This is a genomic window from Geodermatophilus sp. URMC 65, assembly GCF_053502545.1.
Map to the genome: position 1 here is coordinate 1270512 of NZ_CP199954.1, position 26074 is coordinate 1296585.

Annotated in this window: 27 protein-coding genes and 1 pseudogene; 14 read left to right on the top strand and 14 right to left on the bottom strand. The window is 72.6% G+C overall.

Translation table 11 applies throughout. From position 1 onward, the window contains the following. Window positions 1-27: 27 nt before the first annotated feature. Genes ACWIX7_RS06025 through ACWIX7_RS06035 form a run of 3 tightly spaced genes read right to left on the bottom strand, consistent with a single transcriptional unit; the run spans window position 28 to window position 3637 of the window. Complete coding sequence (locus tag ACWIX7_RS06025) at window positions 28-1314, bottom strand: four-carbon acid sugar kinase family protein (protein WP_448620643.1); 1287 nt, start codon at window positions 1312-1314, stop codon at window positions 28-30. Next, window positions 1314-2576 carry a RuBisCO large subunit C-terminal-like domain-containing protein gene (locus tag ACWIX7_RS06030; RefSeq protein ID WP_448620644.1) on the bottom strand — a complete coding sequence of 421 codons (1263 nt, stop codon included), beginning with the start codon at window positions 2574-2576 and terminating at the stop codon, window positions 1314-1316. The genes ACWIX7_RS06025 and ACWIX7_RS06030 overlap by 1 nt, the downstream gene beginning before the upstream one ends. A gap of 38 nt (window positions 2577-2614) precedes the next feature. Next, window positions 2615-3637, bottom strand: a complete 1023-nt coding sequence (locus ACWIX7_RS06035) for a 2-keto-3-deoxygluconate permease (RefSeq protein WP_448620645.1) — start codon at window positions 3635-3637, stop codon at window positions 2615-2617. A 159-nt stretch (window positions 3638-3796) separates the two neighbouring features. Here ACWIX7_RS06035 and ACWIX7_RS06040 point away from each other — a divergent pair, with 159 nt between their 5' ends. From ACWIX7_RS06040 to ACWIX7_RS06060, 5 genes and pseudogenes are all read left to right on the top strand, one after another. Next, window positions 3797-4669 carry a GntR family transcriptional regulator gene (locus ACWIX7_RS06040; RefSeq protein ID WP_448620646.1) on the top strand — a complete coding sequence of 291 codons (873 nt, stop codon included), beginning with the start codon at window positions 3797-3799 and terminating at the stop codon, window positions 4667-4669. A gap of 17 nt (window positions 4670-4686) precedes the next feature. Beyond that, complete coding sequence (gene otnC / locus ACWIX7_RS06045) at window positions 4687-5313, top strand: 3-oxo-tetronate 4-phosphate decarboxylase (protein WP_448620647.1); 627 nt, start codon at window positions 4687-4689, stop codon at window positions 5311-5313. A gap of 30 nt (window positions 5314-5343) precedes the next feature. Further along, a pseudogene (locus ACWIX7_RS06050) lies at window positions 5344-5475 on the top strand (glycosyltransferase); the annotation flags it as partial. A gap of 16 nt (window positions 5476-5491) precedes the next feature. Then, entirely contained in the window at window positions 5492-5773 is a 282-nt protein-coding gene (locus ACWIX7_RS06055) for a glycosyltransferase (protein ID WP_448620648.1), read from the top strand. A 172-nt stretch (window positions 5774-5945) separates the two neighbouring features. Next, window positions 5946-6158, top strand: a complete 213-nt coding sequence (locus ACWIX7_RS06060) for a hypothetical protein (protein WP_448620649.1) — start codon at window positions 5946-5948, stop codon at window positions 6156-6158. Between the two features lie 278 nt (window positions 6159-6436). Here ACWIX7_RS06060 and ACWIX7_RS06065 read toward each other — a convergent pair whose 3' ends face one another. The 3 genes from ACWIX7_RS06065 to ACWIX7_RS06075 all read right to left on the bottom strand — a co-directional run bounded on the left by ACWIX7_RS06065 (window position 6437) and on the right by ACWIX7_RS06075 (window position 8430). After that, window positions 6437-6790 carry a hypothetical protein gene (locus ACWIX7_RS06065; RefSeq protein WP_448620650.1) on the bottom strand — a complete coding sequence of 118 codons (354 nt, stop codon included), beginning with the start codon at window positions 6788-6790 and terminating at the stop codon, window positions 6437-6439. Window positions 6791-6801: 11 nt separating this feature from the next. Further along, window positions 6802-7584: a GAF domain-containing protein gene (locus tag ACWIX7_RS06070; RefSeq protein ID WP_448620651.1), complete on the bottom strand. Its 783-nt coding sequence runs from the start codon at window positions 7582-7584 to the stop codon at window positions 6802-6804. A gap of 87 nt (window positions 7585-7671) precedes the next feature. Beyond that, entirely contained in the window at window positions 7672-8430 is a 759-nt protein-coding gene (locus ACWIX7_RS06075; protein ID WP_448620652.1) for an ANTAR domain-containing response regulator, read from the bottom strand. 343 nt (window positions 8431-8773) lie between these two features. Between ACWIX7_RS06075 and ACWIX7_RS06080 the strand changes: the two genes are divergently transcribed. Beyond that, complete coding sequence (locus ACWIX7_RS06080; protein WP_448620653.1) at window positions 8774-9490, top strand: Crp/Fnr family transcriptional regulator; 717 nt, start codon at window positions 8774-8776, stop codon at window positions 9488-9490. Between the two features lie 681 nt (window positions 9491-10171). On the opposite strand, the gene ACWIX7_RS06085 is transcribed toward ACWIX7_RS06080, so the two are convergent. From ACWIX7_RS06085 to ACWIX7_RS06105, 5 genes are all read right to left on the bottom strand, one after another. Beyond that, window positions 10172-11440, bottom strand: a complete 1269-nt coding sequence (locus ACWIX7_RS06085) for a PP2C family protein-serine/threonine phosphatase (RefSeq protein ID WP_448620654.1) — start codon at window positions 11438-11440, stop codon at window positions 10172-10174. 148 nt (window positions 11441-11588) lie between these two features. After that, window positions 11589-11825, bottom strand: a complete 237-nt coding sequence (locus ACWIX7_RS06090; RefSeq protein WP_448620655.1) for a hypothetical protein — start codon at window positions 11823-11825, stop codon at window positions 11589-11591. Window positions 11826-12140: 315 nt separating this feature from the next. Then, window positions 12141-12575: an ATP-binding protein gene (locus ACWIX7_RS06095; protein WP_448620656.1), complete on the bottom strand. Its 435-nt coding sequence runs from the start codon at window positions 12573-12575 to the stop codon at window positions 12141-12143. Between the two features lie 670 nt (window positions 12576-13245). Next, window positions 13246-13998 (bottom strand): ANTAR domain-containing protein, encoded by a 753-nt coding sequence (locus tag ACWIX7_RS06100; protein ID WP_448620657.1) that lies wholly within the window; start codon window positions 13996-13998, stop codon window positions 13246-13248. A gap of 226 nt (window positions 13999-14224) precedes the next feature. Continuing rightward, on the bottom strand, window positions 14225-14968 hold the full coding sequence (locus tag ACWIX7_RS06105) for a transposase (RefSeq protein WP_448620658.1): 744 nt from the start codon (window positions 14966-14968) through the stop codon (window positions 14225-14227). A 20-nt stretch (window positions 14969-14988) separates the two neighbouring features. Between ACWIX7_RS06105 and ACWIX7_RS06110 the strand changes: the two genes are divergently transcribed. The 3 genes from ACWIX7_RS06110 (at window position 14989) to ACWIX7_RS06120 (ending at window position 17037) form a co-directional block, all read left to right on the top strand. Beyond that, complete coding sequence (locus tag ACWIX7_RS06110; RefSeq protein WP_448620659.1) at window positions 14989-15489, top strand: STAS domain-containing protein; 501 nt, start codon at window positions 14989-14991, stop codon at window positions 15487-15489. 279 nt (window positions 15490-15768) lie between these two features. Then, the gene (locus tag ACWIX7_RS06115; RefSeq protein WP_448620660.1) at window positions 15769-16200 is read left to right on the top strand and encodes an ATP-binding protein; all 432 of its coding nucleotides are present in this window, start codon (window positions 15769-15771) and stop codon (window positions 16198-16200) included. 594 nt (window positions 16201-16794) lie between these two features. Then, the gene (locus ACWIX7_RS06120; RefSeq protein ID WP_448620661.1) at window positions 16795-17037 is read left to right on the top strand and encodes a hypothetical protein; all 243 of its coding nucleotides are present in this window, start codon (window positions 16795-16797) and stop codon (window positions 17035-17037) included. Window positions 17038-17431: 394 nt separating this feature from the next. Here ACWIX7_RS06120 and ACWIX7_RS06125 read toward each other — a convergent pair whose 3' ends face one another. Then, window positions 17432-18565 (bottom strand): tyrosine-type recombinase/integrase, encoded by a 1134-nt coding sequence (locus ACWIX7_RS06125; RefSeq protein ID WP_448620662.1) that lies wholly within the window; start codon window positions 18563-18565, stop codon window positions 17432-17434. A 943-nt stretch (window positions 18566-19508) separates the two neighbouring features. Between ACWIX7_RS06125 and ACWIX7_RS06130 the strand changes: the two genes are divergently transcribed. The 3 genes from ACWIX7_RS06130 to ACWIX7_RS06140 all read left to right on the top strand — a co-directional run bounded on the left by ACWIX7_RS06130 (window position 19509) and on the right by ACWIX7_RS06140 (window position 22423). Beyond that, complete coding sequence (locus ACWIX7_RS06130; RefSeq protein ID WP_448620663.1) at window positions 19509-20681, top strand: IS701 family transposase; 1173 nt, start codon at window positions 19509-19511, stop codon at window positions 20679-20681. A 238-nt stretch (window positions 20682-20919) separates the two neighbouring features. After that, a protein-coding gene (locus ACWIX7_RS06135) for an IS5 family transposase (protein WP_448620664.1) occupies window positions 20920-21725 on the top strand; the annotation gives its coding sequence in 2 pieces (ribosomal slippage) (window positions 20920-21259 and window positions 21259-21725; 807 coding nt in all). A 35-nt stretch (window positions 21726-21760) separates the two neighbouring features. After that, a complete protein-coding gene (locus ACWIX7_RS06140) occupies window positions 21761-22423 on the top strand; it encodes a GAF domain-containing protein (protein ID WP_448620665.1) in 663 nt (220 codons plus the stop codon). A gap of 338 nt (window positions 22424-22761) precedes the next feature. On the opposite strand, the gene ACWIX7_RS06145 is transcribed toward ACWIX7_RS06140, so the two are convergent. Beyond that, window positions 22762-23085 carry a hypothetical protein gene (locus ACWIX7_RS06145; RefSeq protein WP_448620666.1) on the bottom strand — a complete coding sequence of 108 codons (324 nt, stop codon included), beginning with the start codon at window positions 23083-23085 and terminating at the stop codon, window positions 22762-22764. 222 nt (window positions 23086-23307) lie between these two features. Here ACWIX7_RS06145 and ACWIX7_RS06150 point away from each other — a divergent pair, with 222 nt between their 5' ends. Further along, window positions 23308-24048 carry a GAF and ANTAR domain-containing protein gene (locus ACWIX7_RS06150; protein WP_448620667.1) on the top strand — a complete coding sequence of 247 codons (741 nt, stop codon included), beginning with the start codon at window positions 23308-23310 and terminating at the stop codon, window positions 24046-24048. 419 nt (window positions 24049-24467) lie between these two features. On the opposite strand, the gene ACWIX7_RS06155 is transcribed toward ACWIX7_RS06150, so the two are convergent. After that, the gene (locus tag ACWIX7_RS06155) at window positions 24468-25244 is read right to left on the bottom strand and encodes a glycerophosphodiester phosphodiesterase (protein WP_448620668.1); all 777 of its coding nucleotides are present in this window, start codon (window positions 25242-25244) and stop codon (window positions 24468-24470) included. 201 nt (window positions 25245-25445) lie between these two features. On the opposite strand from ACWIX7_RS06155, the gene ACWIX7_RS06160 reads away from it, so the two are divergent. Next, window positions 25446-25901, top strand: a complete 456-nt coding sequence (locus ACWIX7_RS06160) for a hypothetical protein (RefSeq protein WP_448620669.1) — start codon at window positions 25446-25448, stop codon at window positions 25899-25901. The last annotated feature ends 173 nt before the right edge of the window (window positions 25902-26074 follow it).

Here is a 26074-nt window from a genome sequence, read left to right on the forward strand (position 1 = left end):
ATCGATCGGTGGGGTGTCCCGCGCGGCTCAGATGAGGCCGGCGAAGCGGCGGAACAGGTCGGGGGGGCCGACCTGACCGCCCTTGAGCAGCACGCGGCAGCCGGCGACGGCCGCCGCGTCATCGGTGGTGCAGATGGGTCCGGCGGTGACGAACTGCTCGCTGACCCGCAGCTCGTCGACCCCCATGGCCAGCAAGGCGTGGCTGGAGGTGTCGCCGCCGCAGACGACGACGTCGCGGGTCAGTCCCCGGCGGGCCAGGTCGCCGGCGAGCCGGCCGATGGTCCCGCCCACCTCTGCGGCGGTGACGGAGCCGGCGCTCAGCCGGGGGTCGTCGGGACCCCGGGTGGTGTGGGCGACGACGTCCCGGCCGGCCCGGAGTGCCGCCTCGACGGCGGCCGACCACGGCTTCCCGGTGACGTCGCCGGCGAAGTCGCCGGCCGGGATCGGGACGTCGACCCAGCCGTGCCGGACGGCGTCGGCGATCTGGCCGGCGGTCGTGGTGGACGCGGACGCCGACACGACGAGCGTCGGGCCACGGGAGGCGGTGGGAGCCGGCGGCCTCCGGGGTGCGCCGCCACGGAGGCGGGCCAGCGCGGCCATGATGCCCCCGGAACCGACGACGAGCGCCGGTCCGGCGCGACGAGCGTCCCGGAGCAGGGCCTTGGCGGCGGTGTCCATCTGCGCCTCGTCGACGGCGTCCACGACGAAGGCCTCGGCGTCGGCCGCCCCGCGCAGTTGCGCCCACCGGTCGTCGAAGGTGCCGTCGGCGTGGGCCGGCAGCTGCAGGCCCGGGACGGGGCGCCGGCTCGCGAGCTGTTCGGCCAGGACCAGCCGCAGGTCGGCCTCGTGCATCGGCGTGGAGGGGTGGCGGGCCATCACGGGGTGCCGGTCCAGCCGGTATACCTCGCCTGCGTAGGCGCCGAAGTGCTGGCTGAAGGCGGTGTAGCGACCGAAGCCGGGCTGCGCGGGGACGACGGGCACCGGTCCGTGTCCGGGGAACCGCTCGTGCAGGAGCTCGATTCCCCGCCCGATGCTGCCGACGGTGGGCGAGGAGTCGAACGTGGAGCAGACCTTGTAGAGCAGCACGGACAGGTCCAGGGACGCCAGCGGGGCGAGGCCGGACCGCACCGCCTCGTCGAGCGCGTCGCCGGCCAGCGAGCGGGCCGGTCCGGCGATGCCCACGACGTCGGCGTCGTCCGGCATCGACCGTCCGGGGTCGAGGACCAGCATGGCGTCGAGCCCGTGGGCGTGTGCCTGCGCGAGGACGTCGCTGGCGCCCGTCAGGTCGTCGGCGAGGAACCCGATGTCGGCCATCAGGCACCTGCCGGGAACGTCTGCAGCGCGTGTGCGAGGGCGTGGTCGCCGCGAGCCGCGCGCGCCGCGGCCGCGTCCGCCAACGGGGCGCCACTCACCGCCGCGGTCCACGCCTGGCGCAGGCTGCGGACACCGGCGGCCGGCCCGTCCGGGTGGGCGGCGATCCCACCGCCGGCCAGCATGAGCAGGTCGGTCGACCCCACCGCCGCGAACGTCGGACCCGGCGTGTGCACGTTCTGCCCGGACGACAGCGTCGGGAGCGGGGCGATCGTGGTTCCCAGCGACGCCTGCAGGCTGCGGATGTTCGCCGCGACCTGCTCGTCCCGCTCGTAGAACTTGCTGCCCAGCCCGCTGGCGTGGACGTGGTCGGCGCCGGCCAGGCGGGCCAGCTGCTGCCAGACCGTGAAGTCCACCCCCAGGGCGGGGGAGCGCATCGAGGCGGCCAGTCCGGCCCGGTGGCCGTGGATGGGCACCTGGGCGAATCCGCGCAGCCACGCGAGCGCCGGCAGGCCCATGACCGGGACGTTGAGCATCACGCAGTTCCCGCCCGCCTCGACCACCAGGTCATGACGGCGCTGGAGGCCGGCGAGGTCCCCGGTGATGTTGAAGGCGTACATCGTCCGGTGCCCGGTGACCTGCTCGGCGTCGGCGATCTCCTCCAGCGCGACACGGACGCGGGTCTCCAGGGGGAGGTACGCCGGATCGGTCATCAGCTCGTCGTCCTTGATGAGGTCGATCGAGGCGCGGGCCAGTTCGCGCACCACGCCGCGGAACTCGTCCTCCACCAGGCCGACGTTCGGCTTGACGATCGTGCCGATCAGCACGCCGTCCGGCACGCCCATGAGCTTGCGGGTGCCCGCCACGCCGAAGGCGGGGCCGGGGTGGGCCGCGACGAACTCGTCGGGCAGCTCGATCGACTGCAGCCGGCAGGCGTACAGCTCGACGAGCTCGAAGAGGTTGCCGGCGACCGCGGTGAGCAGGGTCGCGATGTCGGTACCGATGTTCACCATCGGGAACTCGACGACGACCTCGGCCGCGGTCACCCGCTCCGGCCGGCGCCTCGACGGCAGGGAGGGCGCGCACTCGCCGAGCTCGCGGATCTCCACGACCTCGGCCGCATGGCGCTCGCGGATCCGGTCGGACTCTCCGGGGACGGCGATGAAGGTCCCGCTGGACTGCTCGCCGGCGAGAGCGGCCGCGGCCCGTGCGACGTCGACGGCCTCGATGTAGTAGGTGCAGCGGATACGGCGGGGGTCACGCATGTCGGGGTCCTCGGGTCGGTGCGGGCGGGATGGCGCGGTCACGCGTGGTGGGGTTTCGGCGGGACCACGGGCAGGGGCACGGGCTCGAGAGCTCCCGCCCGCTTCATGATCCAGGCCGCGACGGTGGGAGCCAGCAGGGCCGTGACGAGGACGGCCGTGGCGGCCTGGGCGGACGCGGAGGCGACGAAGGGCGCGAAGTTGGGGTCCGCGGCGGCGACGGCGGCAGGAACGGCCACCGCGTTGCCGGCCGTGGTGCCGGCCGCGAAGCCGATGCCGCTCTCGCGGCCCCGGCGGAGCAGGAACCGGTAGCCGAGGTAGGTGAGCCCGCCGGTGAGGACGACGACGCCGACACCCAGGACGGCACCGGCGGCACCCCCGGTGAGGACGGTCCGCAGGTCGATGCCGGTGCCCACCGCGAAGGACATGAACGGGATGACGACGTTCGGCACGGCGTCCAGGACCTTGGTCCACTCGCGGTCCACCGCGCCGATGAACAGGCCGATGAGGAAGGGCACCAGCGCGGCGACCAGCGCCAGGAGGGGGATGTCGGCCAGGCCCGAGGCGCCCAGGAACACCAGCGCGAGGAAGGGGCCGTCGTCGAAGGCGCTGGCGACGTAGGCGCCGCGGTCCCGTTCGTCCCCGTACTCGCCGGCGAAGGCGAGCCACATGGCGCCGTTGCTGTTCCCGAAGATGGCGATCAGCCCGAGGATCGAGACGCCGAGGATCCCGTCGACGCCGACCGTGAGTCCGAGGACCACGCACAGCGTGATGGGGATGAGGGTCTTGGCGAGGAGGACGACCAGCGTCGTCCCGGCGGCGCCCTTGCCGTTGTGCGTGCCGGTGATGGACGCCCCGGTGGCCAGGACCAGCAAGGCGATGAGGGCGAGGGCGCCCTCCTTGAACAGGGCGGTGGTGAAGCTTCCGATCCCGAGTGCGTCCGGCGCGAAAGTGTTCATGAGAACGCCGAGCGTCAGCGGGATGAGCATCAGGCCGCCCGGGACCCGGCGCATCGCCTCGAACATGGGGAACTTGGACGGGCTCGTCCTCAGGACATCGCTCACGGTGACCTCCATCAACCGGACAATCTGTCCGTACAATTTGTTCGTACGAAGGTAAGGTGACGGGCGCCACGTCGTCAACCCCCTGTGTCGGACAGGGCACGATGCTGGGAGGGACGGCGGCCGGTGCGTCGCCGCGGCGCTCAACGGGAGGAGGGCGGGATGTCCGTCGAGGGGTCCATGGCGTCCGAGGCCACGGACGACGTTCCGCCGCCGCTGGAGCTCGGCCGCGCCGCCGGTGTGCCCCTGTACGCGCAGATCCGCGATGCGCTCCGGCAGCAGATCGACAGCCACTCCCTGCCGCCCGGAGCACCGCTGCCGACCGAGGAGGCGCTGCAGGCGCGCTACGGCGTCTCGCGGAGTGTGGTCCGGCAGGCGCTGGGCGACCTCGCCGACCTCGGACTGATCGTCCGTCAACGCGGCCGCGGCAGCGTCGTGGCGCCACGCCCCGAGCACCGGCGGCGCGCGGACCAGGCCGGCGGCCTCCGCCAGCAGGTGGAGGCCAGTGGCCGCCACCTGCGCACGGACATCGTCGAGCTGGCGGTCGACGAGCCGCCGTCCGCTGCCGCCGCCGCGCTCGGGGTGACCGACACCTGGCGCCTCGAGCGGATCCGGCGGGTCGAGGAGGAGCCGCTGGTGTTCATGCGCACGTGGCTGCCGAGGGAGCTCTTTCCGCACCTGTCGGCCGAGGACCTCGACGGCGGCTCCCTGCACGACTGGATGCGAGCGCGGGGCGTCGAGCCGCAGGGCGGCCCGCGGCAGTTGCAGGCGGTGCCCGCGGACGAGGCCGTGGCGGCCCATTTGGACCTCCGCGTTGGCGTGCCGGTCCTGCTGCTGCAGGGGGTGACCCGGGACCAGTACGGGCGCGGGCTCGAGTGGTTCACCGCCTGGCACCAGCCGGACACCGTCTTCGACGTGGACGCGCACGTCGGGCCCCGTCCGCTCGGGCCGGGCGGGGGCGAGGAGCTCGGACGGGTGCGCGAACTGGTGCAGGAGTTGGCCCTGCTGCTCGGTACGCAGTCCCCGCGGGCCTGAGCGGACGGCGGGGGGACGTGACGGACCACACGGAGCTGCGCGAGCAGGTGGTCGCGCTGGGCGCGTCGCTGTTCGCCCGCGGACTCACGGCCGGGCGCACGGGCAACCTGAGCGTCCGCGTTCCCGGCGGGTTCCTGGTGACCCCGACCGGGTCGAGCCTCGGGCAGCTGTCGACCGACCACCTCAGCCTCGTCGACCTGCAGGGTCGCCACCTCGACGGGCCGCGGCCCTCCAAGGAGGCGTTCCTGCACGCAGCCGTCTACCGGGCCCGGCCGCAGGACTCCGCGGTGGTGCACACGCACAGCACCCACGCGTCCGCCGTGTCCTGCCTGGCCGACGTGGACCCCCACGACGTGCTGCCGGCCCTGACGGCCTACTACGTCATGCGGGTGGGACGGCTGCCGCTGTTGCCGTACCACGCTCCGGGCGACCGCTCGCTCGAGGAGCTGGCGGAACGGACGGCCCGCGCGTCGCACGCCATGCTGCTGGCCAACCACGGGCCGGTCGTCTCCGCCGCCGACCTCGCGTCGGCCGCCGATGCCGTCGAGGAACTCGAGGGGACCGCCCGCATCCACCTGCTGCTGCACGGGCGGCGGACGCGGCCGCTGACGCCCGAGCAGGTCGCGGCGCTCCGGCGGACCTGAGGCAGCGGGTCAGCGCCCCGCCAGGCGGCCGAGCTCGGAGTGGCCGAGTTCCTCCGCCTGCCCGGCCATCGGACCGACGCCCGCATGCTCCTGGACGCCGCGGACGTGTTCGTGCTGCCTTCTCGCCAGGAGGGGATCCCCCTGGCCGCGCTCGAGGCGATGGACGCCGGCCGCCCCCGTGGTCGCCACCGACGTCATCGGGACGGCGGAGGTCGTGGCGCACGGGATGACCGGGACGCTCGTCCCGCCGCAGGACCCACCCGCCTTCACCGAGGCGCTCGCCGAGCTGCTCGTCGACCCGGACCTGCGGCACCGCTACGCCCGAGCCGGGCGGCGCCGATGCGTGGCGCACTTCACGTCTCGACGAATGGCCGAGGACACCCTGCGGTCCACGAGGACGCCTGGCGGAGGTAGGCGCGCCGGTCGGCGGTGCCTGCCGTCGTGCCGGGGCGCCGGCTGACCTGCTCGATGCAGGCGTGGTCACGTCCGGAAGCCCGTCCACCCTCGGCTCCTGAGCCCAACAGCACCGTCCGGTCGCCCTGGGGTCGAGAGCGGCCGGGGGTGCCGGTGACGGGGCAGCGGGCTGCAGCGGCAGCCGTTGTTCCTCGCCGGTGAACCACTCCAGGACCACGATGCTCGCGTCGTCCTGGAGCTGGTCGGCCTGGTGGTCGAGGACGCGGCGCACCAGCCGCCGCACGGTCTCTGGCGCCGGATCGTCGGTGGCGGTGGCGGCGCTGATGAAAGTCGGCCAGCCGCCGCTCACTGGAGAACTCGTCGTCGGGAGAGCGGGCCACGGTGATGCCGTCGGTCATCCACCGGTGCTGCAGGTCGCCGGCGACGGCTGACCACATGTCTACACATGTACCGGAGGACAACTGGAGGTCTACTGCAGATGGGATGGGGCACCGGCACGGAGGCCGGGCTCCGGTGCATGCGGGCGCCGGAGTCCCCGTCGCGCTGCGCCCGGCAGCCGCAGGGGGCGCTGCCGGGGTGCAGCCGGTTGCGTGGTGCCCGATCTGGACAGAATGGGTGGCACGGCTGTCGTCACCGCTGGTGCCGACGGCCCAGGTCCGGCGGTCAAACAGCGGCCGCCGGACCGCCTGTTCGTCGGGCCGCGCCGCGCTCAGGCGGGGTCGGCGGCGGGCGGCTCGACGTCGGCCGAGGGAGCTGCCGGCCGGTCGTCGAGGAGCTCTTTGATGAGTCGGGTGAGCCCCTCGTCACCGGGATGGTCGGGCGGGGGTGGTGACAGCGGGATGCGGTAGGCGCGGTAGCTGTCCTCGAGTGCCTCGTTGAGGGCCTGGGCGAGGACGTCCTGCTGGAAGACCTCCAGCGGCACCAGTCCCTGCAGGTAGCCGTCGAGGTCGAAGGCGTCGCCGCTGCCACCGAGGGCCACGTAGCGCAACCACAGGTCCTGCACGGTCAGCTCCGCGCGGACCCGGGTGGCGTCCATGCGCCGGTGGCGCTCGTGGCTGGTCATGGTCACGGTTGTCAGGCGCCGGCGGGGCGGGTGTTGCGGGCGGCCACCGCGGCGACGAGGGCGCGGGCCACGTCCAGCACGGGACGGTCGGCCTGCCGGGCGGCGGCGGCGAGGGCGGCGAACGCCTCCCGTTCGTTGGCCGCGCCCTGGGCGAGCAGCACGCCGGTGGCCCGGGCAATCACGTCGCGGCCGGCCAGGGCCTCGGTCAGCTGCCGGCTGCGCCGGCGGGCCTCGGCCAGGCTCTGGCTGTTGGCCAGCAGGATCGCCGCCTGCCCGGCGAGCAGGCGCATGACGTGCTCGTCGTGCGGGCCGTAATTCATCGGGCGCTCGCAGTAGACCTTCATCGCGCCGATCGACTCCGCGCCCACCAGCAGCGGTGCGCTGACCACCGAGCGGACCCCGAGGGGGTTGACCGCCTCGTTCCACCGCGGCCAGCGGCCGTCGGTGGTCGTGTCGTCGATGCGCACCAGCCTTCGGGTCCGCCAGGCGGTCAGGCAGGGTCCTTCGTCGAGCTCGTACTGCAGGGCGTCGGCCTGCTCCACCGCCGCGTTGGACGCGGCGCGGGAGCGCTTGCCGTGTTCGTCGACGACGGTGACCGCGGCGCCCAGCGTGCCGGCGGTGGCGGTCGCCGCCAGGGTGGTGACCAGCTCGAGGGCGGTGTCGACGGTCTCCCGGGAGAGCACCAGCCCGGCCATCTGGTTCAACGCCGTGCCCAGATCCACCGACGGGGGCAGGACGGGCGCAGCGGACGGGACCGGTGAGGCATCGTCGGCGTGCTGAGCGGGGTTGGTCATGGAGTCCGTCCAGTGGGGTCGCACTCGGTAATGGCGGCGGCGGATGGCGTTTGCGTGCCACGGGCCGGTGGGTGCCGGCGGCCTGATTCAGGTGCCGAGGGCCGGCGGTGGTCGGCGGGTCGGGGGTGCGTCGGTCAACTCCCCGGTGAGCACCAGGTCCAAGGCGACGTCGCGCACCTTGCGGTTGGCGTGCATCGAGGACTCGACCAGCAGCCGGAAGGCCTGCTCGGCGGTCAGCCGGTGCCGCTCGATCAGGATGCCCTTGGCCTGCTCGATGACCGACCGGAACTCCATCGCCCTCTGCAGGTTCTCCGCGAGGTCCCGCGCGTTTAGCAGGGCGTCCATGTTGGTCAGCACAGCCCCGGCGTAAGCGGCGAACGCCACCAGGGCCGACCGGTCGTCGTCGGTGAAGGCCCGCGCTGTGCGCGCATACACGTTCAGCCCCGCGCTCAGGTGCGCCGCGGGCACCGGCGCGGCCAGCGCGCTCAACCCGCCGCGGTCGAGGAAGACCGGCACGAAGTCGGGCCACCGGTCCTCGGTGCGGGCGTCGGCGATCTCGGTCACCTGGCCGCCGACCGCGGCCTCCAGGCAGGGGCCGTAGCCCCGCTCGTACTGGGTCTCGTCCAGGTCCTCGGCCAGCCGTCCGGTGAACGCCGCGGTGGTCGGGTGCTCCCCGCGCACCAGCGTGATCGACACCTCGGAACCCGCCGGCATCGCCTGCGCCACCAGGTCGACGATCCGCCGCAGCACCGACGGCTGGGTGTGCTCGGCCAGCAGCAGCCGGCCGAGCTCGTCCAGCGCCGCCCGCGTGCGCGGCGGACTCGAACGGTCCACGGGACCGGTCACGTGCCTGGTCCTCTCGCCTCGTCCCGGCCGGCCCCGGACGCCCGCACCACCCGGCACCGGCGGAGGAAGCACCCGCTGCTGGAGTGTCACGCCGACGTGCGCCGCCGGTCGGTCCGCTGATCCGCCCGCGTCCGCCCGGCGTTGTGCACGGTACCCGGCATTGACGGTGGGGGCGAGTAGCACGCCGCCTCTGGCGGCCGGTGCCCGGCTGCGCCACGATGGTCATGCCCCGCCGTTCGAAGGGGGCAGCCTCCGCCCGAGCGCGTCGACCGCGGACGAGGGATCACCATCCCCCACCGTCCGGTCACGGCCCACCGCTCAACCGATACCGGAGGACCACAACGTGGCGACCCACGCCGGGCTGGCACGCCGCAACACCGTCCTGGGCGGTCTGGACGAGGCCGCCCTGGCCGCCCTGCTGCCCGACCTGTCCGAGACGCCGCTGCCCGCCGGGCAGGTGCTGCACGAGCCCGGGCAGGCGGTCACCGACGTGTACTTCCCGCTGACCGGGGTGGTCTCCGTCCTCGCCGACCTCGGCGAGGACCAGGTGGTGGAGGCCGCAACCATCGGCCGTGAGGGCGTGGTCGGCATCTCGGTCTACCTCGGCGCCGACGCCCCGACCGAGCGCTCCCAAGTGCAGGTGCCCGGCCGGGCGCTGAGCATGACGACGGAGGACCTGCGCGAGCACCTCGCCGACGTCGACGGCCCGCTCACCGCCATGCTGCGTCGCTCGGCGCAGGCGCTGTTCACCCAGGTCTCACGCAACGCCGCCTGCAACCGCGTCCACACCGTGCGCCAGCGCGCCGCCCGCTGGCTGCTCACCACCGCCGACCGGATGGACAACCCCAGCTTCGAGCTCACCCAGCACTTCCTCGCCCAGATGCTCGCCGTGCGCCGCACCTCGGTGAGCGAGGTCGCCCGGTCCCTGGCCGAGGACGGCTGCCTCACCTACAGCCGCGGCCGCATCACCATCACGGACCGGCCGCGCCTGCAGTCCCACGCCTGCAACTGCTACGAGGCAATCCGCCGAGCCACCGACGCCACACTGACGGCACGTTAGCCACCGCGGGGGCTGTACTCGCACCCGCGTCCTCGGGCGGCCGGGATCAGGGCGCAGACCCAGTGCGGCACAGATGTTGGCGCTGCCGGGCGGGTTGAGTGAGCCGACGACGGAGCACCTGCCAGGAAGAGCTCCGACGCCGGAACGAGTCGATGGACCCGGAACTCTGGCCACGACGGCGGCGCGGCCCGAGGCCACGGGACCCCACTTCGAATGCGAGATCACTCAGCTCGCTGAGCTCCGCACCGTGCGAGTCCGGCTGCGGACGTGAATGCCCAGCACCTTAGGGGCCTCGGATGCCGGCGCCTCCATCCTCGCCGAGGTCCTGCTGGTCGTCGATGAACTGACCGCCAACGGCCTGCGCCACGGTGGGGCACCGGTGCAGGTGGGCGCGTCTCCCGACGGCGGAGGGCCAGCTGGTCGACACCAGTGAGTCCGCACCACGGCCCCCAACCGTTCGTCGGCCGTGACCCCGCTCTCGGTGGCAGGGGACTGCACATCTTCGCCCACGTGACCATCGACCGCGGCTGGAGCGTCGCCGGCGACCGCAAGCACGTCTGGGCTTGCCTCCCTCCCAACTGAGCCCCGGCGGCCTATCCAGGCCGGAGGGGCCATCTGAACTCGACGTCCATCGTCCCCGCGTCGGAACTCCATGCAGGTCGGTCGACCTCCAGCGCAGGCTCAGGGGCGACGCAGGGACTGCGCGGACGACGCCAGACCGGTGTTGGCGCCGTGCGCGCTGGCACTGCGGCGCGGAGGGCCTCCGTACCAGTCCAGGCACAACATGGTGGCGTCGTCGCGGAGATCGCCTCCCGTGGCGCCCAGTACCGCTGCGCCGAGTTCGTGCACGACCTCGCGCGGGTGCAGGTCGGCGGTGTCACGGAGGGCGGCCGCGACGTCGAGCACCGCGGCGTTGCGCTCCTGCATGCCGTCGGTGAGGAACACGACCCGGTCGCCCGCACGGAGGGGGAGGTCCTGCAGAGGGAACGACCTGTCCGGCACGACACCGAACGGCGGTTCGATGTCGAGGCGGACCGGCTGTACCCGGCCGTTTCGCAGCCGGAGCGGGAACGGGTGACCGGCGTTGACGATCGCCGCTGTGCCGGTGGCCAGGTCGACGCGCAGGAGCTGTCCGGTGACGAACTGCCCCGCCGACCCGTTCGCGGCCAGCGCGTCGTTGGCGGATCGCGCCTGCGCAGCGAGGTCCAGCCCCTTGTGGCGGGCGTTGCGCAACGCCCCGACCAGCAGTGTGGCCAGCAGCGCCGCCTCCACCTCGTGACCGACGGCATCGGTGATGGACACGTGCAGGGAATCGCGATTGAGCGTGTAGTCGAAGGTGTCACCGCCCACCGAGGCGGCCGGCTCGAGCCACCCGGCCAGGGTGAACTGTCCGGCCTCACAGGTGTAGGAGGCCGGGAGCAGCCGACGCTGGATCTCCGCCGCCAGGGAGAACGGCGTGGTGCGCTGTCCCCACTCGAACACGTCGGTGTACCGGCGGGCAGCGATGACGACGTAGGCCAGCGCATGCGCGGCAGCGGCGACGTCGGCGACCGACGCCGGGGCAGGCTGCACGGGGACGACCAGCTCCAACAGCCCGATCGCATCCCCCCGGTCGGTCACCGGGGCGATGATCCGCGCCGCGTCGCCGTCCAGCGCCTGCACGTCGACGTCCTGGGTGCGGAGCACGCGCTCATAGACGCTGCCCGGCAACGGCACGGTCTCGGCCTGGGCCCCCGCTTGCCTCCGTGCGCCCTCGACCCCGGCGGCACCGCTCGTGAGCCGCACGACGGCGCGACCGCTGAAATCGGCGATCAGGAAGCTCAGCTCGTGCGCGCCGAGCATCCCCGCGAGCGCCTCCGCCGCGGCGCCCACCGCTTCGATCGGCGCGATGCCGTCGACCCGATCGAGCAGCGTGCTGACGTCGAAGCCGCGGCCCGGCGGGGTCCCCATGGAAAGACTTTATGTGGCGTGTTCGCCACCACGGCTTCGTCGCATCGACGTCAGCTGCCGCGATCGGCCGGTCGCCCCGCTGCCTCCCGCGCTCGTTGCGGCGGAGACCCCTGATCAGCCACTGGCCGCACGGCCCGCCTTCGGTACCTCACAGACACAAGGCGCGTCGCGTCCATCGGTCGTCGAGGTTGCAGTGCTCGGCGCCGACCTCGTGCTCGGTGAAGACCTTCGGCTGTCGCTCCGGGCTAGCGACCGCCCGCTCGTAGCTGCGGTGCGCGTACCGGACGGGGATCTGCCGGTCCTGCGCGCCGTGGACGACGAGATACGGCACGTGGATCCGCTCGACGACACCGTCGAGGTTGATCCGGTCCCAGAGCTTCTCCATCGATCGCGATCGCCGGTCCCGCGAGGCCCACATCCGCGAACACCATGGACCGCTCCACCCGCCCGGGGTCGACGGTGCGGTCCGTCGGCCCGCTCACATCCCCGGGATGACGAGCCCGGTCCCGTAGGCGAGCACGACCAGTCGGCGCGGTCGCGAGCGTCGAGCTTGGTCACCAGCCGCGAGACGTGGGTGCGCGCCGTTGCCGGAGGCTGGGTCCCGGTGGCCGCGGGCACGCACGAGCGCTGGGACGGGCCCGGGACCACGACGATGGCGGCTGACCGCTGCACCGGCCGCGCGGGTTCCTCGAGTCGGCGCTCAGGCTGCCTCGACGCACGCCCAGACGTGCTTGCGGTCGTCGTCGACGATCCAGCCGTGTGCCCGGCACAGCCGGGCCACCAGGTGCAGGCCCAGCCCCCCGTCGGCCGGATCCCGGTCGACGGCCGGCACCGGCGGGTGGTCGACGGCGGCGTCGGTGACGTCGACGAGCCAGCCGTCACCCGTGGCCGCGACGCGGACGAACACCGGCGACCGCCCGTGCCGTAGACCGTTGGAGGTCAGCTCCTCATAGACCAGGAGCAGCTCCTCCACGTCCACCGGCGCACGGTGCCGCAGCCACGCCGTACGCACCGTCTCCTGGAGCTCGCCACGGCTGACCGTGAGGTCGATGGGCGTACACAACTCCCGTGCCCAGACCACGAGGGCGGTACCGGGTACGGGCGGCGGCTGTTGGGTCCAGGACACCTGCTCCATCTGCACACCCTCTGCTCGGGCTGTAGGCAGGCCCTCCCGGGCGGAGTCGCTCCACCCGCGAGCCTGAGAGGTCTGCGAGGCGGCGTCAGATTGCCCCCCCGTGACCGATGTGGTTCCGGATCTGGAGCGTATGTCCGTGGCGGCTGGCCCCTCACCTGCCGCAGGGCTCCCGCGGCCAGGCGTGACCGCGCGGAACCGGCCGCTGTCTCTGCGGTGACGCGGCGCGGCACACGCTGCGCCGTCCGGTAGCTCCCTTCCGCAGCACCCCAGCCCAACCGCCGATCCGGACGCATCTGCGCCGCCGCATCACCGCCGGCTCTGCCGTGCGACGGACGAGAAGCGATAACGCCCCTCACCGACTACTGCAGGAGTCACAAGACCAAGAGGGGGCACGCCTTGCTCTGTCGGGTGGCGGAGACGCCATCTCGGGTTCGCGTGGAGGGCGAGAAGCGACTGAGGCCTCGTGCCGACTAGGAATTCTGCGGATCTTGTTCGTCCGATTGGGGTCGGCTCAAGGCTCTAGCCTGCGCCCTCGGGTAAGGGGCGGCCCCGCCACCCCACGGTCAGGAGTGGCGGGGCCTGACCGCGGCGAGCCCCCCGGGTGGCCGCCGCGGCTGTACAGGGACCGGCTGCGAGATGAGGCTATTGGTCTCGCTGCTCGATCGCCCGGTCAGCGGACCGGCGCCGACCGGGTCCGGACGAGTGGGAGTTCACCGGTGACGACCAGGTGCTCGGCGATGTCACGCACCTTGACGTTCGTGCCCATCGAGACGGTGGCCAGGGCTTCGAATGCCCGGTCGGCGGTCACCTTGTGGCGTTCGATGAGGATGCCCTTGGCCTGCTCGATGACCGCCCGGGATTCCAGCGCGATCTGCAGGTTGTCGGCCGTCCTCCGGGCGCTCCGGTATGCCTGGACGGTTCCGGCGGCGACCGCCGCATAGGGGGCGAATCCGGTGGCCACCGCCCGGCTGGCCTCGTCGAAGGCGTCCGGCCTCCGGGCGTAGATGTTCAGCGATCCCGCGACCGGCTCCTCCCCGGCGAGCACCAACGGCACGGCCAGCAGACTGAGGACGCCATGTTCGGCGACGTACCGGGCGTAGTCCGGCCACCGGCTGTCCTCGCGGGTGTCGCCGATCTCGGTCAGGACGCCGGTGCGGGCGGTGTGCAGGCACGGCCCGTCCCCGCGGTCGTACTGGACCTCGTCGAGGCCGAGTGCCAGTGGCCCGGTGTCGACGACGGTGCTCGGCTCGTCCTCGATCAGGAGGGTGACCGATGCCTCGGGGTCGCCGGGCATGACTCCCTTGGTGCGATCGGCCATCGATTGCAGCAGGCTCTCCATGGAGAGCTCCCGCAGGGACAACTGGCCCAGGTGCTCCAGCGCCTCGGCGGCTTCCGTGGATCGTTGCTTCTCGCTGCGGGCCACCGCGGGCCTCCGGTCCGATTGATACCGGGGAGCGACCTCGGCGGCGAACCCCAGGGTGGGCTCCGCAATGCGCTACGTCGGTGTGCGACGCAACATCGACGCCCAGGCTGCACCCGGCGTCGTGCAAAGCTTACGCACCTTCGCGGTTCATCCACCTCGGCACGTGGTGCTCCGGGTCACAAGCAATCGCCGGATGTGCCGTCACCGCGTTGGAGCCAACCCGGTGTCAAGAGCTCGCGCCGGATCTCGGGGGTGGTGGACCGGCACGTTGCGACGCTAGGCGACTCAGCGATGACGTCTGAGGCGGTGGTCCGACGTCCGCCCGGCACGAAATCCGCAGGACGGGCCTTAAGAAGCGGCGGCGGCGTGCGTGCGCCGTCACGCAGCCGCTGGCTGCGAACCGCCGTTCAGGGCGAACCCTGCCTGACACGGCCGGTCCTGAGTTCGGGTAGTCGTGTCGGATCCGCCGACGGATCTCATCCTGCCGGACCAGGTCGGGCAGCGGGGGTGGTCTCCGGCAGGTCTGCCAGCGAGTAGTCGGTGGGCTCGGCAGCCTGCGGGGGCCACTGGGCCAGCAGCCAGGCCGTCGGCAGCGACCCGTCGGCGGCCAGCCACCCGGTCGGGCGGCTCCTGGTCGGAGGCCAGTGGGCCGGCGGTTGCCGACCCGCCAGCTGAGCTCGACGGTGGCATCTCGACCGCCGACCAGCGCATGCCGGCGCAGCCCGACCGGCCGGGTGCGGTAACGCGGCTGTCCTCGGGGTCCGCGCCTGACGTAGGGCCACAGCTCGGGCACCGCGTCGCCGGAAAGCACAGTCGAATCGCCCTCGACCTGGCAGCCGTGAGGCGAGCCGCGTTCGGTGAGGCCGGCGCGGAAGGCGGCGTGGTAGCCGTAACCGGCGTCGGCCATGATCACCGGCGGGGTCAGCCCCAGCCGGCCGGCTCGTCGAGCACGTCCAGCGCCAGTGCCCACTTCCCGCAGTGCTAGCGAGCGTGATCACCGAGGCGACGGTGCTAGCCTCTGCACGGGTCGAAGGTCCGGCCCGGAGCCCGCTCGATCAGCGGGCGACATCCGGAAGTGCTCCCGGATCGGTCCTCAGGGGATTCCGTTCCATGAACTCGACGCTCGTTCCCTCCCCCTCTGCACCCGACCTCCCGGCACCGCCGTTCCTCCTCTCGATCGACCTGGCCGACGGCCGGGTCGCCGTGCACGGGGAACTCGACCGCCACCAGGTCCATCGGCTGGCCGCGGCGGTCGACGCCCTGAGGCACTCACCGTCGCACTGCTGGTCGATCGACGTCTCGGCCGTCACGTTCTGCGACGTGGAGGGGCTCCGCGGCCTGCTCGGAGCGCAGCGACTCGCGGCCTGCAGCGGCCATCGCCTCTTCGTGACGCGACCGCGCCCGTGGTTGCGTCGCCTGTTGCACCTGACCCTTCTGGACGTGCCCGGTACCGATGGTCCGGTCGGGACGTCACCGCTCGCGCCTGCGTAGGCCCTGCTCCGGGGACCTCCCAGCGCCCACGAGCACAACCGTCGTCACGCTGTTGGTCCGGAGCCGAAGGTGCATCGTCGTGCCGACCGCCGGTCCTGGCGCCCGCCCCGAGAGCGCCGGTCACCGGGGTTGCAGGTACGACGCGCGAGCCATCGTCCCCGAGATCGGGTCCAGATGAGGCAACAGCGCTCGCGTCGGCCGACACCACTGCAAGGCACCGTGTTCGGGGTGGCCGACGGCCGGGCATGTGCGGGGACACCACAACCCCGGGACGAGCCGATGGATCCGGAACTCTGGCCACAGCAGCCACATCCCGAGCCCGCGGGACCCCACTTCGACTGCGAGATCTCTCAGCTCGCTGAACTCCGGACCGTGCGACACGGCCTGCGGACCTGGTTGCCCGGCATCTACGAGGACTCGGACGCAGGCGCTTCCGTCCTCGAGCACGTCCTGATGGTCGTCGACGAGCTTATCTCCAACGGCCTCCGACACGGCGGGGCGCCGGTGCACGTGCACGCGGTCCGGACCGCGGAGGGGCTGCTGCTCGACATCAGCGACAGCGACCCGCACCACGGCCCCGAGCCCGCTGTCGACCGCGACCCTGCACTCGGCGGCATGGGACTGCACATCGTGGCCCATCTGACGATCGACCGTGGCTGGACCGTCACTGACGGCCGCAAGCACGTCTGGGCTCGCATGTCCGCCGGGTGAGACCTGTGGCCGCCCGACGCGCTCTGGGCCGTCGGGCGCCGGACGGCGCCCGACACACCTCGTCGAAGCCTCGTGGCTGGCGGTCGACCGCCAGCCCGCCTCCACCGACGACGTAGCGGCACTCCCGTCCGGCCGCCGTGTTCGGAAGCCGAGGGTGGTGAGGTCCACATCCGCGGCTCGATCCTGCATACGCCAGGTATCGCGCAGAGCACGCGCCTCCGGACGGTCGACGCTGCGCCCATCGGCCCGGTGGGCTACTCCAGTGGGACGGGGCCTGGGTGATCCGGCGGGTGGTCGGCCTGGATCCAGGACGCGACTCATCAGCCGAACGGGGGCGGTGCACCAGCAGCGTCCTCCCCTGAACCGCAGCGTCGGGCCGTGCTCGGGGCGGACGCCCTACGGCCCAGGACGAGCGTCGGCCGGCCGGGCGGCCAGTCGGATGAGGTCGTGAGCGGTGGGCCACTGTCGTCGCCCTGGCATCCGCCATGGCACGTGAACGGCTCCCCGAGTGGGCAGATCCCACGCTGTTCTGCCTCCGCGATGCGGGTTCGGTCAGGCACGCCGTGGCGCCCGCCCGACCCGAGAGGACACCCGATGAACGACGCCATCAACAGCTCGCGGAACGAGGCCATGCGCGGCCCGTGGATGACCCCGGCCCGGGCTCGGGGACTGGCCGCTGCAGCGTCCGACCTGTACCGCCAGCTGCGCGAGGCCGAACTCGCACGAGACGCCGACCCCGACCTGGCTCAGCGGCGCGCCGGCGGGCGGCTGGACGTGGCCGCCGGGGTCTGCACAGTGCCGCCGAGGAGCTACTGGGCCACCCCGGTGCTGCCGTAGCGCTTCGTCGTCATGGCTGTGGACGTCTCATCGGTCGTCCACAGCCTCGCTGGACGACGTGATCGGCGTCCGCCACGGCGGTGCACGACCGGCTCGAGTGGGGCCAGCGAGCTGGAGTTCGGTTCGGACGCCGGGTGGCATCCCGCACTCCTGGCCGCTCGCCACAACCCGCCCAATGCCGGCTGGCGCAGGTCGGGGGAAGGGTGGGCCGAAGGCCCATCGCGAAGCGACGCGCAGCGCCCTTCCGGCGACCCAGGCAGCCGGCACGCTGCTCGGGGTGGGCCGCGCGGCCGGGCCAAGGCTGCCGAGGGCGGCGGTCCCCGAGACGCCGCTGCCCGGGCGCCCGCGGAGCGGGGCCGGAACCCGCCGGGAGCCGCGACGCCCGCAGGTGGGGTCATCCCACCAAGCCCCCGGCCGAGTGCACCGTGGGCAGCGCCGCCACGGTCCCCGCCGGCCGACGCGCCGACGCCTCGGCGGCGCGCGCCGCGTCCATCGCGTCGGCGACCTCGTCGAGCTGGTCGTTGAGGAGATGGCCGTACAGGTCCAGGGTCATCGTTGCCGACTGGTGGCCGAGCATCGTCTGCACCACCTTGACGTTCGCTCCGCTGGCGATGGCCAACGAGGCGGCGGTGTGCCGCAGCGCGTGCGGGGTCAGGCCGTCCAGCCCGGCGGCGCGGACGGCGGGGTCGAAGCTCGTGCGGCGGAAGTTGCGTAGGTGCAGCACGCCGCCCTGCTCCGCCGCGAAGACGAAGTCCGAGGGCTCCTTGCCGGCGACGTGGGCGGCGAGCTCCTCGGCCAGGAACCGCGGGACGGGGACCTGCCGGCGTTGGTGGGTCTTCGGCGTGCCGAAGACCGCGTGCCCGTTGACGTCGGCGACCGCCTCGGCGATCAGGGCCCGGCGGCGCAGCAGGTTGAGGTTGCGCACCCGCAGGGCCGCCATCTCGCCGTAGCGCACGCCGGTGTAGGCCAGGAACAGGATGGCCAGCCGGTCGCGGCCGGCCGCCGCGGCCAGGTCGTCGACCTGCGCGTAGCTGAGGAAGATCTGCTCCCCGCGCACCGTCCGCGGCAGCGGCACGCCGACCGCCGGGTTGCGGGGCAGCCGGCCGTCGCGCACCGCCAGGCCCAGGACCAGTGACAGCACCCGGTGGGCGTGGCGCACGGTCGACGCGCCCTTCCCCGACCGGGACAGCTGGGCCACCCAGGAGGCGACGCCTTGGTGGGTGATGTCGCCGAGCCGCACCGGGCCCCAGACCGGGAGGACGTGCACCCGCAGCGAGACCTCGTAGCAGCGGTAGGTCGTCGGCTTGAGGTCGACCTTGCTCTCCAGCCACTGGCCGGCCCACTCGGCCAGGGTGACCCGGGTCCGCTTGGGGTCGACGTAGGCGCCGGTGAGCACCGAGGTGGTGACCGAGTCCAGCCACGCCTGCGCGTCGGCCTTCTTCTCGAAGTGCCGGGCGTGCTCCTTGCCCGCCGCGTCGCGGTAGCGGGGCCGCCACTGCCCGTTGGGGCGGCGGGCGAGGCTGACCACCGTCAGGCCCCCACGACGCTGCCGCAGGCGCCCGCCGCCGGCGCCCGCCGATCGCGGCCGCCAGCGGAAGGAACATTTGCAGCTGTCCGCACGGAGTCCGCAGCAGAGCCGTTTCCGACCATTCCTAGCCAACGACGCCCAGTCGCCACCAACATTCTCGTCACCACCTCGTCACTCACGTTACCGCAGGTCAGCGACGTGCTACAGCCCCCTGAGCAGCGGTGACGCGCGGTTCGGAATACACGCGGAATGGCGTCCAATTGCGGCTCTTAATCGGCGGGTTCGGGGTTCGAGTCCCTGATGGCGCACCCAGCGACAACCTTCCCGCGCTTGACCTGCGGGTCTGCGGGACGATCTCCCACTGTGATGATCCTCGGCCAGGTGGGGCCATGGAAAACCCATTGAAAACCTCTGCGCGTGGCACTCCGAGGACCCGGTGATGACTCTCCTCGGTGCAGCGGCCACCGGGTCGCCGACCGGGACGGAATCGACGGTCCTCTCGACGCCACGGACGTGGGCCCACGCCGTGGTGCCGGTTGCGCCCATCCACGAGGCGCTGAGGCAGCCTGGCGCCCTGCTGTGAGGGTCACCCCGCCACCAGATCGTCTCGACCACTCGCAACTCGGAGATGCGCCGATCCCGCGTGACCAGCGGCAGGAGGGCACACCGGTGTTCGGCCGACGGGGTTCACTTCACCCCTGGGGGTAGCGTGAGGTCGAGCGCCGGGCAGGTCCCGCGTTTCTTGTGCGTCACTTCGGCGGCGTACCCGAGCACCGGCCCCGGCTTGCGGGGTCTTGGAGCCGAGGTCGTTCAGCCGCTTTCGGTGGATGACCGGAAGTTGACGCCATGTCGAGTACCGACCCATCGGGCCCCCTTAGTACTGCAACGGCACTTGCGGGTGTCGTTGCCGGGATCGGCTGAGGGCTGGTAGCAGCGTGTGCCGATGCGCTGCGATGGCCTGGTGGCCGAGGTGCAGGACTGGGCGGCGGGCCTGGAGGAGGTCCACCGGCGGATCGCCGGCGTGTTCGCCCGCGCGGAGCCGCGGGCCCGGGTGCTGGCGTATCTGCGGGGGCTGCTGGGCCAGCTGGAGCGCAAGAACGGCTGGACGCTGGCCGAGGCCGCCGGCGAGATCTCACCCGATGGCATGCAGCGGCTGCTGCGCACCGCGGACTGGAACGCCGACGCCGTGCGCGACGAGCTGCGCTCCTACGTGAGCGAGGGGCTCGGCCCGGGCGGGGTGCTCATCGTCGACGAGACCGGGTTCATCAAGAAGGGCACCCGGTCGGCCGGAGTGGGCCGGCAGTACACCGGCACCACCGGCAAGATCGACAACTGCCAGATCGGGGTCTTTCTGGCCTACGCCACCGACATCGGGCGGGCGCTGATCGACCGGGAGCTCTATCTGCCGAAGGCTTGGACCGACGACCGCGAGCGGGCCCGCGCCGCCGGCATCGGCGACGAGGTCGGCCTCGCCACCAAGCCCGAGCTGGCCCGCAGCATGCTGCAGCGAACCCTTGACGCCGGGGTGGCGGTCGGCTGGCTGACCGCCGATGAGATCTACGGACAGGACAAGCGATTGCGGGTCTGGTGCGAACAGCACGGCCTGCCCTACGTGCTGGCCACCCGCAGCAACGACACGGTGGCCACCGTCGACTGGCGGCAGCGCCGGGTCCGCGCGCTGATCGCCGAGGTCCCGGCCGAGAACTGGCAGCGGCGCTCGGCCGGCGCCGGCGCGCACGGCCTGCGCCTCTACGACTGGGCAAGAGTCGAGCTGCTAGCCGGGTTCGATCCCGACTGGTCCCGCTGGGCGCTGGCCCGCCGCAGCATCCCGCAGACCCCGGAGGAGACGCCGGAGCTAGCCTTCTACGTCTGCGCCGGCCCGGCGGGCACCACCCTCGAGGAGCTGGTCGCCGTGGCCGGCGGTCGCTGGCGCATCGAGGAGTGCTTCCAGGCCGCCAGGAACGAGGCGGGGCTGGCCTCCTACCAGGTGCGCGACTACACCGCCTGGTATCGGCACATCACCCTGGCGATGCTCGCCCACGCCTATCTGTCCGCCACCCGCGCCACCGCGGAAAAAGGGGATCCGCAGCCAGAACCGACCAGCTCATCGCGCTGACCGTGCCCGAGCTGCGGCGCCTGCTCAACATCCTCATCCGCGCTCCCCGGCCCGACCTGGACCACGCCGCGGACTGGTCCTGGTGGCGCCGACGACGCCAGGCCCAGGCCCGCGCCGCTCACTACCGCGCCCGAGGCCAGGCACCCCCATAACTGCCGTTGCAGTACTAGAGATCGTTTCAAGATGAACTCGGCGTGCCTCCCGCGAGGATCGGGCCGACCTGCTGAGGCTGTGGTGGGTGATCGAGGAGCTCGTACCTGACGGGTTGTGGGAGCGGGTCGCTCCCCTGTTGCCGCCGCCGAAGCCACGCCGCTACCGCCATCCGGGACGGCGGCCGATCGATGACCGGGCCGCACTGGCCGGCATCGTGTTCGTGCTCAAGACCGGCATCAACTGGAACCAGCTGCCCACGTCGCTCGTCGGCTGCTCCGGGGTGACCTGCTGGCGCCGGTTGCGGGACTGGACCGCCGCCGGCGTCTGGCCGGCCCTGCACGAGCTGCTGTTGGCGCAGCTGCGCGCGCTCGGTGAGCTGGACCTGGACCGGTGCGCGGTCGACGGCTCCCACGTGCGAGCGCTCAAAGGGGGGACCACGTCGGCCCGTCGCCGGTCGACCGCGGCCGGCCCGGCTCCAAGCACCACCTGATCGTCGACGCCGCCGGCATTCCGCTGGCGGTCAGCCTGACCGGCGGCAACCGCAACGACGTCACCCAGCTCATCCCGCTGGTCGATGCCGTCCCGCCGATCCGGGGCCGGCGCGGCCGACCCCGCCGCCGACCGCGGGAGCTGTTCGCCGATCGCGGCTACGACCACGACTGTTACCGCCGACAGCTGCGCGCCCGCGGCATCACCCCGCGGATCGCCCGCCGCGGCGTCGCGCACGGCTCGGGCCTGGGCAAGCAGCGCTGGGTGGTCGAGCGCGGCTTCGCCTGGCTGCACGCCTTCAAGCGGCTGCGCACCCGCTACGAGCGCCGCGGCGACCTGCACCTGGGCCTGCTCCAGTTGGCCTGTGCGCTGATCTGCTACCGCCACCTGCTGTCAATCTGAAACGAGTTCTTAAGCCGGTCGAGGCTCTGGAGCGGTTGGGCCGCCTGGACTTCCGCGAGCACTGCCTGAAGTCCCTGCTGCAGGCGGTGGCCGAGCTGACCAGGGAGGTCATACCGGGCGACCTGGAGGCGTCGGTGTCCCTGCTGATCAACGACAGGGCCAGTACAGCGGTGTTCACTGGCTCGCTGGCTCTTGACTGCGATGAGAGCCAGTACGGCCGGGGCTATGGACCCTGCCTGCACGCCGCCAGCACCGGCGAGCTGGTCGAGGTCGCCGATGCGCAGGACGAGCCGCGGTGGCGGGAATATGTGGAGCAGGCCGTCGAGCACGGCGCTCTTAGCTCGCTGTCGGTTCCGCTGCCGATCAACGAGGGCATCGTCGGGGCGATCAACGTATACGCCCACAAGCCCCACGCCTTCGACGAGGACAGCCGCTCGGTGGCAACCCGGTTCGCCGCTTACGCCGCCGTGGCCGCCGCGAACATGTACGCCCACGAGGAAGCTCGCGACCTGATCGAGCACCTCGAGCGCAGAGTGCAGTCCCGGGCGGTCATCGAGCGGGCCACGGGCATCCTCATGGAGCGCTACGAGCTCACCGCCGACCAGTCGTTGCATGCCCTGGCCCGGGTGGCCAGGCGCACCGACACCAAGGTCAGGGACATCGCGGACACCCTCGTGCGGACCGGCGAGTTGTGGTGACCGCCCGCGTTGCGTCAGACACCGGGCCTGTTGTGAGGAAGCCCCTGGTCATCGACTGCTCGGGCCGTTGCGCCGGAGTTCGACCGAGCGGTTCGTGAACGAGACGGCCCCACTGGCCGCTGTTTAACCAGCGGAACCTCGGCCACCGGAGGGAACGGCGCCTGCCCCGGTGACCTGCCTCACACGGTAGCCCCGAGTGCCCTGGTTCACACACTCCACCGCCGCCCGGACGCTGAAGCAGGACCGGGACGGGCCTTGGGTCAGCATGTTGCCGTTCGCGGGGATTATTTGACCTGTGCCCGGCAGTGTCGAAGGCGGGCTTCGCTTGCCGTGCCGGATCAGCGGTCGAGGGGGCCCTTGAGCAGGGAGGAGACGCGCTGGCGGGTGACGCCGAACAGCCGGGCGATCACGTCCATGGTCAGACCCTCACCGTGCAGCGCGCGGGCCTCGGCGCGTCGCCAGCGACTGCCGACGTCGGCGAGCTGGGACAGGGTGTCGCTGATCAGTTCCACGATCAGCGGGCGCGGCTCGGCCGGCACGATCTCCCGGTAGGAGGCGCCGGTTGCTCGCTGATCCCGGATGTAGGCCGCGCGCTCGAGGATCTGCTCCCCATTGGTGATCATCTGGCGTGCGGTGGCGCACACCTCCTCCAGCGCCGTCATCGCCGGATCCTCCGAGGAATCTGGCCGCCGCACTGTGTCTCCCGTCGATCGAGAGCGACGCCGCTGCTCGGTGCTCGCGCTCCAGGATACTTGCCGCGCAAGGGGCATTGCAGCAAGGACCATTGCCGCAATGACCGCTGCCGCAAGACCTATTGCGGTTCGGAAGGTCGCGTGCCACCGTCGGCATGTCGCCAGTGGAAGCGGGGGCGTCGGAGGTGCCCGATGGCCGATCTCGCCCAGGTCATGTGTGACGTCGCAGCTCAGCTGCGCACCAAGCGGCATCCGCCGGTGCAGACAACGCTGGAGGCGATCACCGCCGCCGCCGTGGACGCCGTGCCCGGCGCCGAGGACGCCGGCATCAGCTTCGTGGTCGACCGCTCCCGGATCGAGGCCCGCGCGCCCACCGGAGAGCACCCCACGGCCTTGGACACGTTGCAGGACCAGCTCGATCAGGGCCCGTGCTACTCGGCGATCCGCGAGCACCGGACGGTGCACGCCCCGGAGTTGGCGACCGAGCACCGCTGGCCTCGCTTCGCCGCCGCCGCCAGCGAGCGTGGGGTGGGCAGCATGCTCACCGTGCGGCTTCACCACACCGCGGATTCGACGCTCGGCGCGCTGAACCTCTACGCCAGCACCCCGCACGCCTTCGACGCCGACTCCGAGGCCATCGCGCGGATCTTCGCCGTTCATGCCGCGCTCGCGTTGGCCGCCGCCGAACGCGAGGAGCATCTGGAGGCGGCGCTGCGCAGCCGCGACCGGATCGGTCAGGCCAAAGGCATCCTCATGGAGCGGTACAAGCTCACGCCCGAGCAGGCCTTTGCCGTGCTCGCCAACATCTCCTCAGGAACCAACCGCAAGCTCAGGAACATCGCCGACGAGATCGCCACCACCGGCGCCCTCCCCGCAGACCCACGCGATCGCCCGAGCCATGCCCGCGCGAGCAGCACGCAGACACCGTGCTGACCGCGCTCGCCAGCCTCGACCGACCACCCACAGCTACGTCGGGGACCGCCGAGTCCGGGACTGGAGATCGCCACGGCTCGGCCTGACTGCCTGAGGAGGCCTCTACGAGTTTGACGGCTTGCTCCCCAGAGCGAGGAGCTCCTCGAAGCAGGGAATCCTCGGGGGCGCTGAGGCCATCCAATAGAACGGTAATCATCTGGAATAGTCCCAGGGCGGCCGCCCACCAATCAGCCGAGTCGCAGCGTGAACAACCTGTCTGGTCGCGACACCTAGCTCCCCGACGCTGCGAAGCACGAAGGCCAGCAGGGGCCCACCGAACCGGTGGGCCCCTGACGAGCGCGGTCGACCTGATCAGTCAGTGAGCAACCGCGGCTGGTGATGCAGCCAGGTGACGCGGGCGGCCTGAGCCGCGTCCCGGGTCAGCCGGCGACGACCGCAGCGTCGGCGGAGGTGGAACCCGCCCGGGCGAGCCCCAGGCCGACCGGGTCGTCGGTGCAGAGCAGGTCGACGCCCAGGGCCGCGATCGCCTCGGCCTCGTCCGGGTCGTCGACGATCCCCACGGCGACCAGCAGGCCGCGGGCGTGTACCCGGTGGACCACGGCGGGGTCGTCCCGCACGTGGGTGACGTGCAGGTGGACGTCGGTCAGCCCGTGCGCCCGGGCCCGCAGTGCGGCCCGGTCCGGGTCGACCTCGGGTGCCACGATCAGCGCGCCGGAGACGGTGCCGCACCCGGCGAGCGACGCCGCAGTGGCCAGGTCGAACGACGTCGTCGTGATCCGGTCCGTGCCGGGCCGCCGGCGGCGCCGGTCCTCGAGCAGCGCGGCGAGCAACCGGGCCGTGCGCCGGGCGTTGGGGCCGCCGGCCTCCGGCTTGACCTCGGTCACCACGTGCGCTCCGTGGACGGCGGCGAGATCGAGCACCTCGGTGAGGGTCGGGACCCCGCTGCCGCCGGGCAGGCCGACGGAGCGGAGCTCCGCCAGCGGCGTCCCTGCGACCACCGGTCCGGTGCCGGCGCCGGTGCCGAGGACGCGCCCGAGGTCGCCGTCGTGGGAGAGGACGAGGACGCCGTCCTCGGTGGCCCGGACGTCGACCTCGACGCCGTCGACGCCCGCCTGGAGGGCGGTGCGGACGGCGGCGAGCGTGTTCTCGGGGTGAGTGGGGTGGATGGGCGTGCCGCGATGGCCGATGACGCGCATGGCCGCACGCTGTCGGCGCCGGATGCCGCGCCGGTGACGGCGACCCGAGCCCCGCGTGGCCCGCGCGTGAAGCTCTGCACCGGGCAGGAACTCGTCGTTCGGTCAGGCATCGGCTGCCGGGTGTCGACCCCCACAGGAGGGACAGGACCGCAGTCACACCGGAGCCGCTCACGGGCACGCCGACACACGGGAGCACGGGCCATGCGCCGCTGCTTCATCGTCGCCGACCAGACCCTCACCACCGACACGCTCAGCGAGGCCGTCGAGCAGCGGATGGCTGCCCAACCGCACGAGTTCTACGTCGTCGCCCCGGCCACACCCCTACGGGACGAGATCGACGCGCCCGGTGTCTACGCCGAACTGGGGGCCTCGCCGGCGGACCGCACGTACGCCCTGGCCCGGCAGCGCCTCGACCGTGCCCTCGACCACCTGCGCTCGCTGGGTGCCACGGTCGACGGCGAGGTCGGCGACCCGGATCCGCTCGAGGCCGTACGGGTGGCGCTCGGCCACTTCGCCGCCGACGAGATCCTCGTCTCCACGCTGCCCCGGGGGCTGTCCCAGTGGCTGCGCCGGGACCTGCCCGCCCGCCTGCGCAAGGGCTGCGGCATCCCGGTCACGCACCTCGTCGCCGAACGCGACGCCAACGCACGAGCTTGACCGCACCCCGGTTGCGGAGCCCAGCCGGACCGCCGCTCCCCTGCTTCTGAGCCCTGGCCTGAGCTGCGGCCCCGTCATCCGGTGCGAGGACCGGGCCAAGCACGCACAGAGCCAGGGCCACCGGCGTCATGACCACGAGCTCGGGTCGGCTGCGTGACTCGGGATCTGGCAGT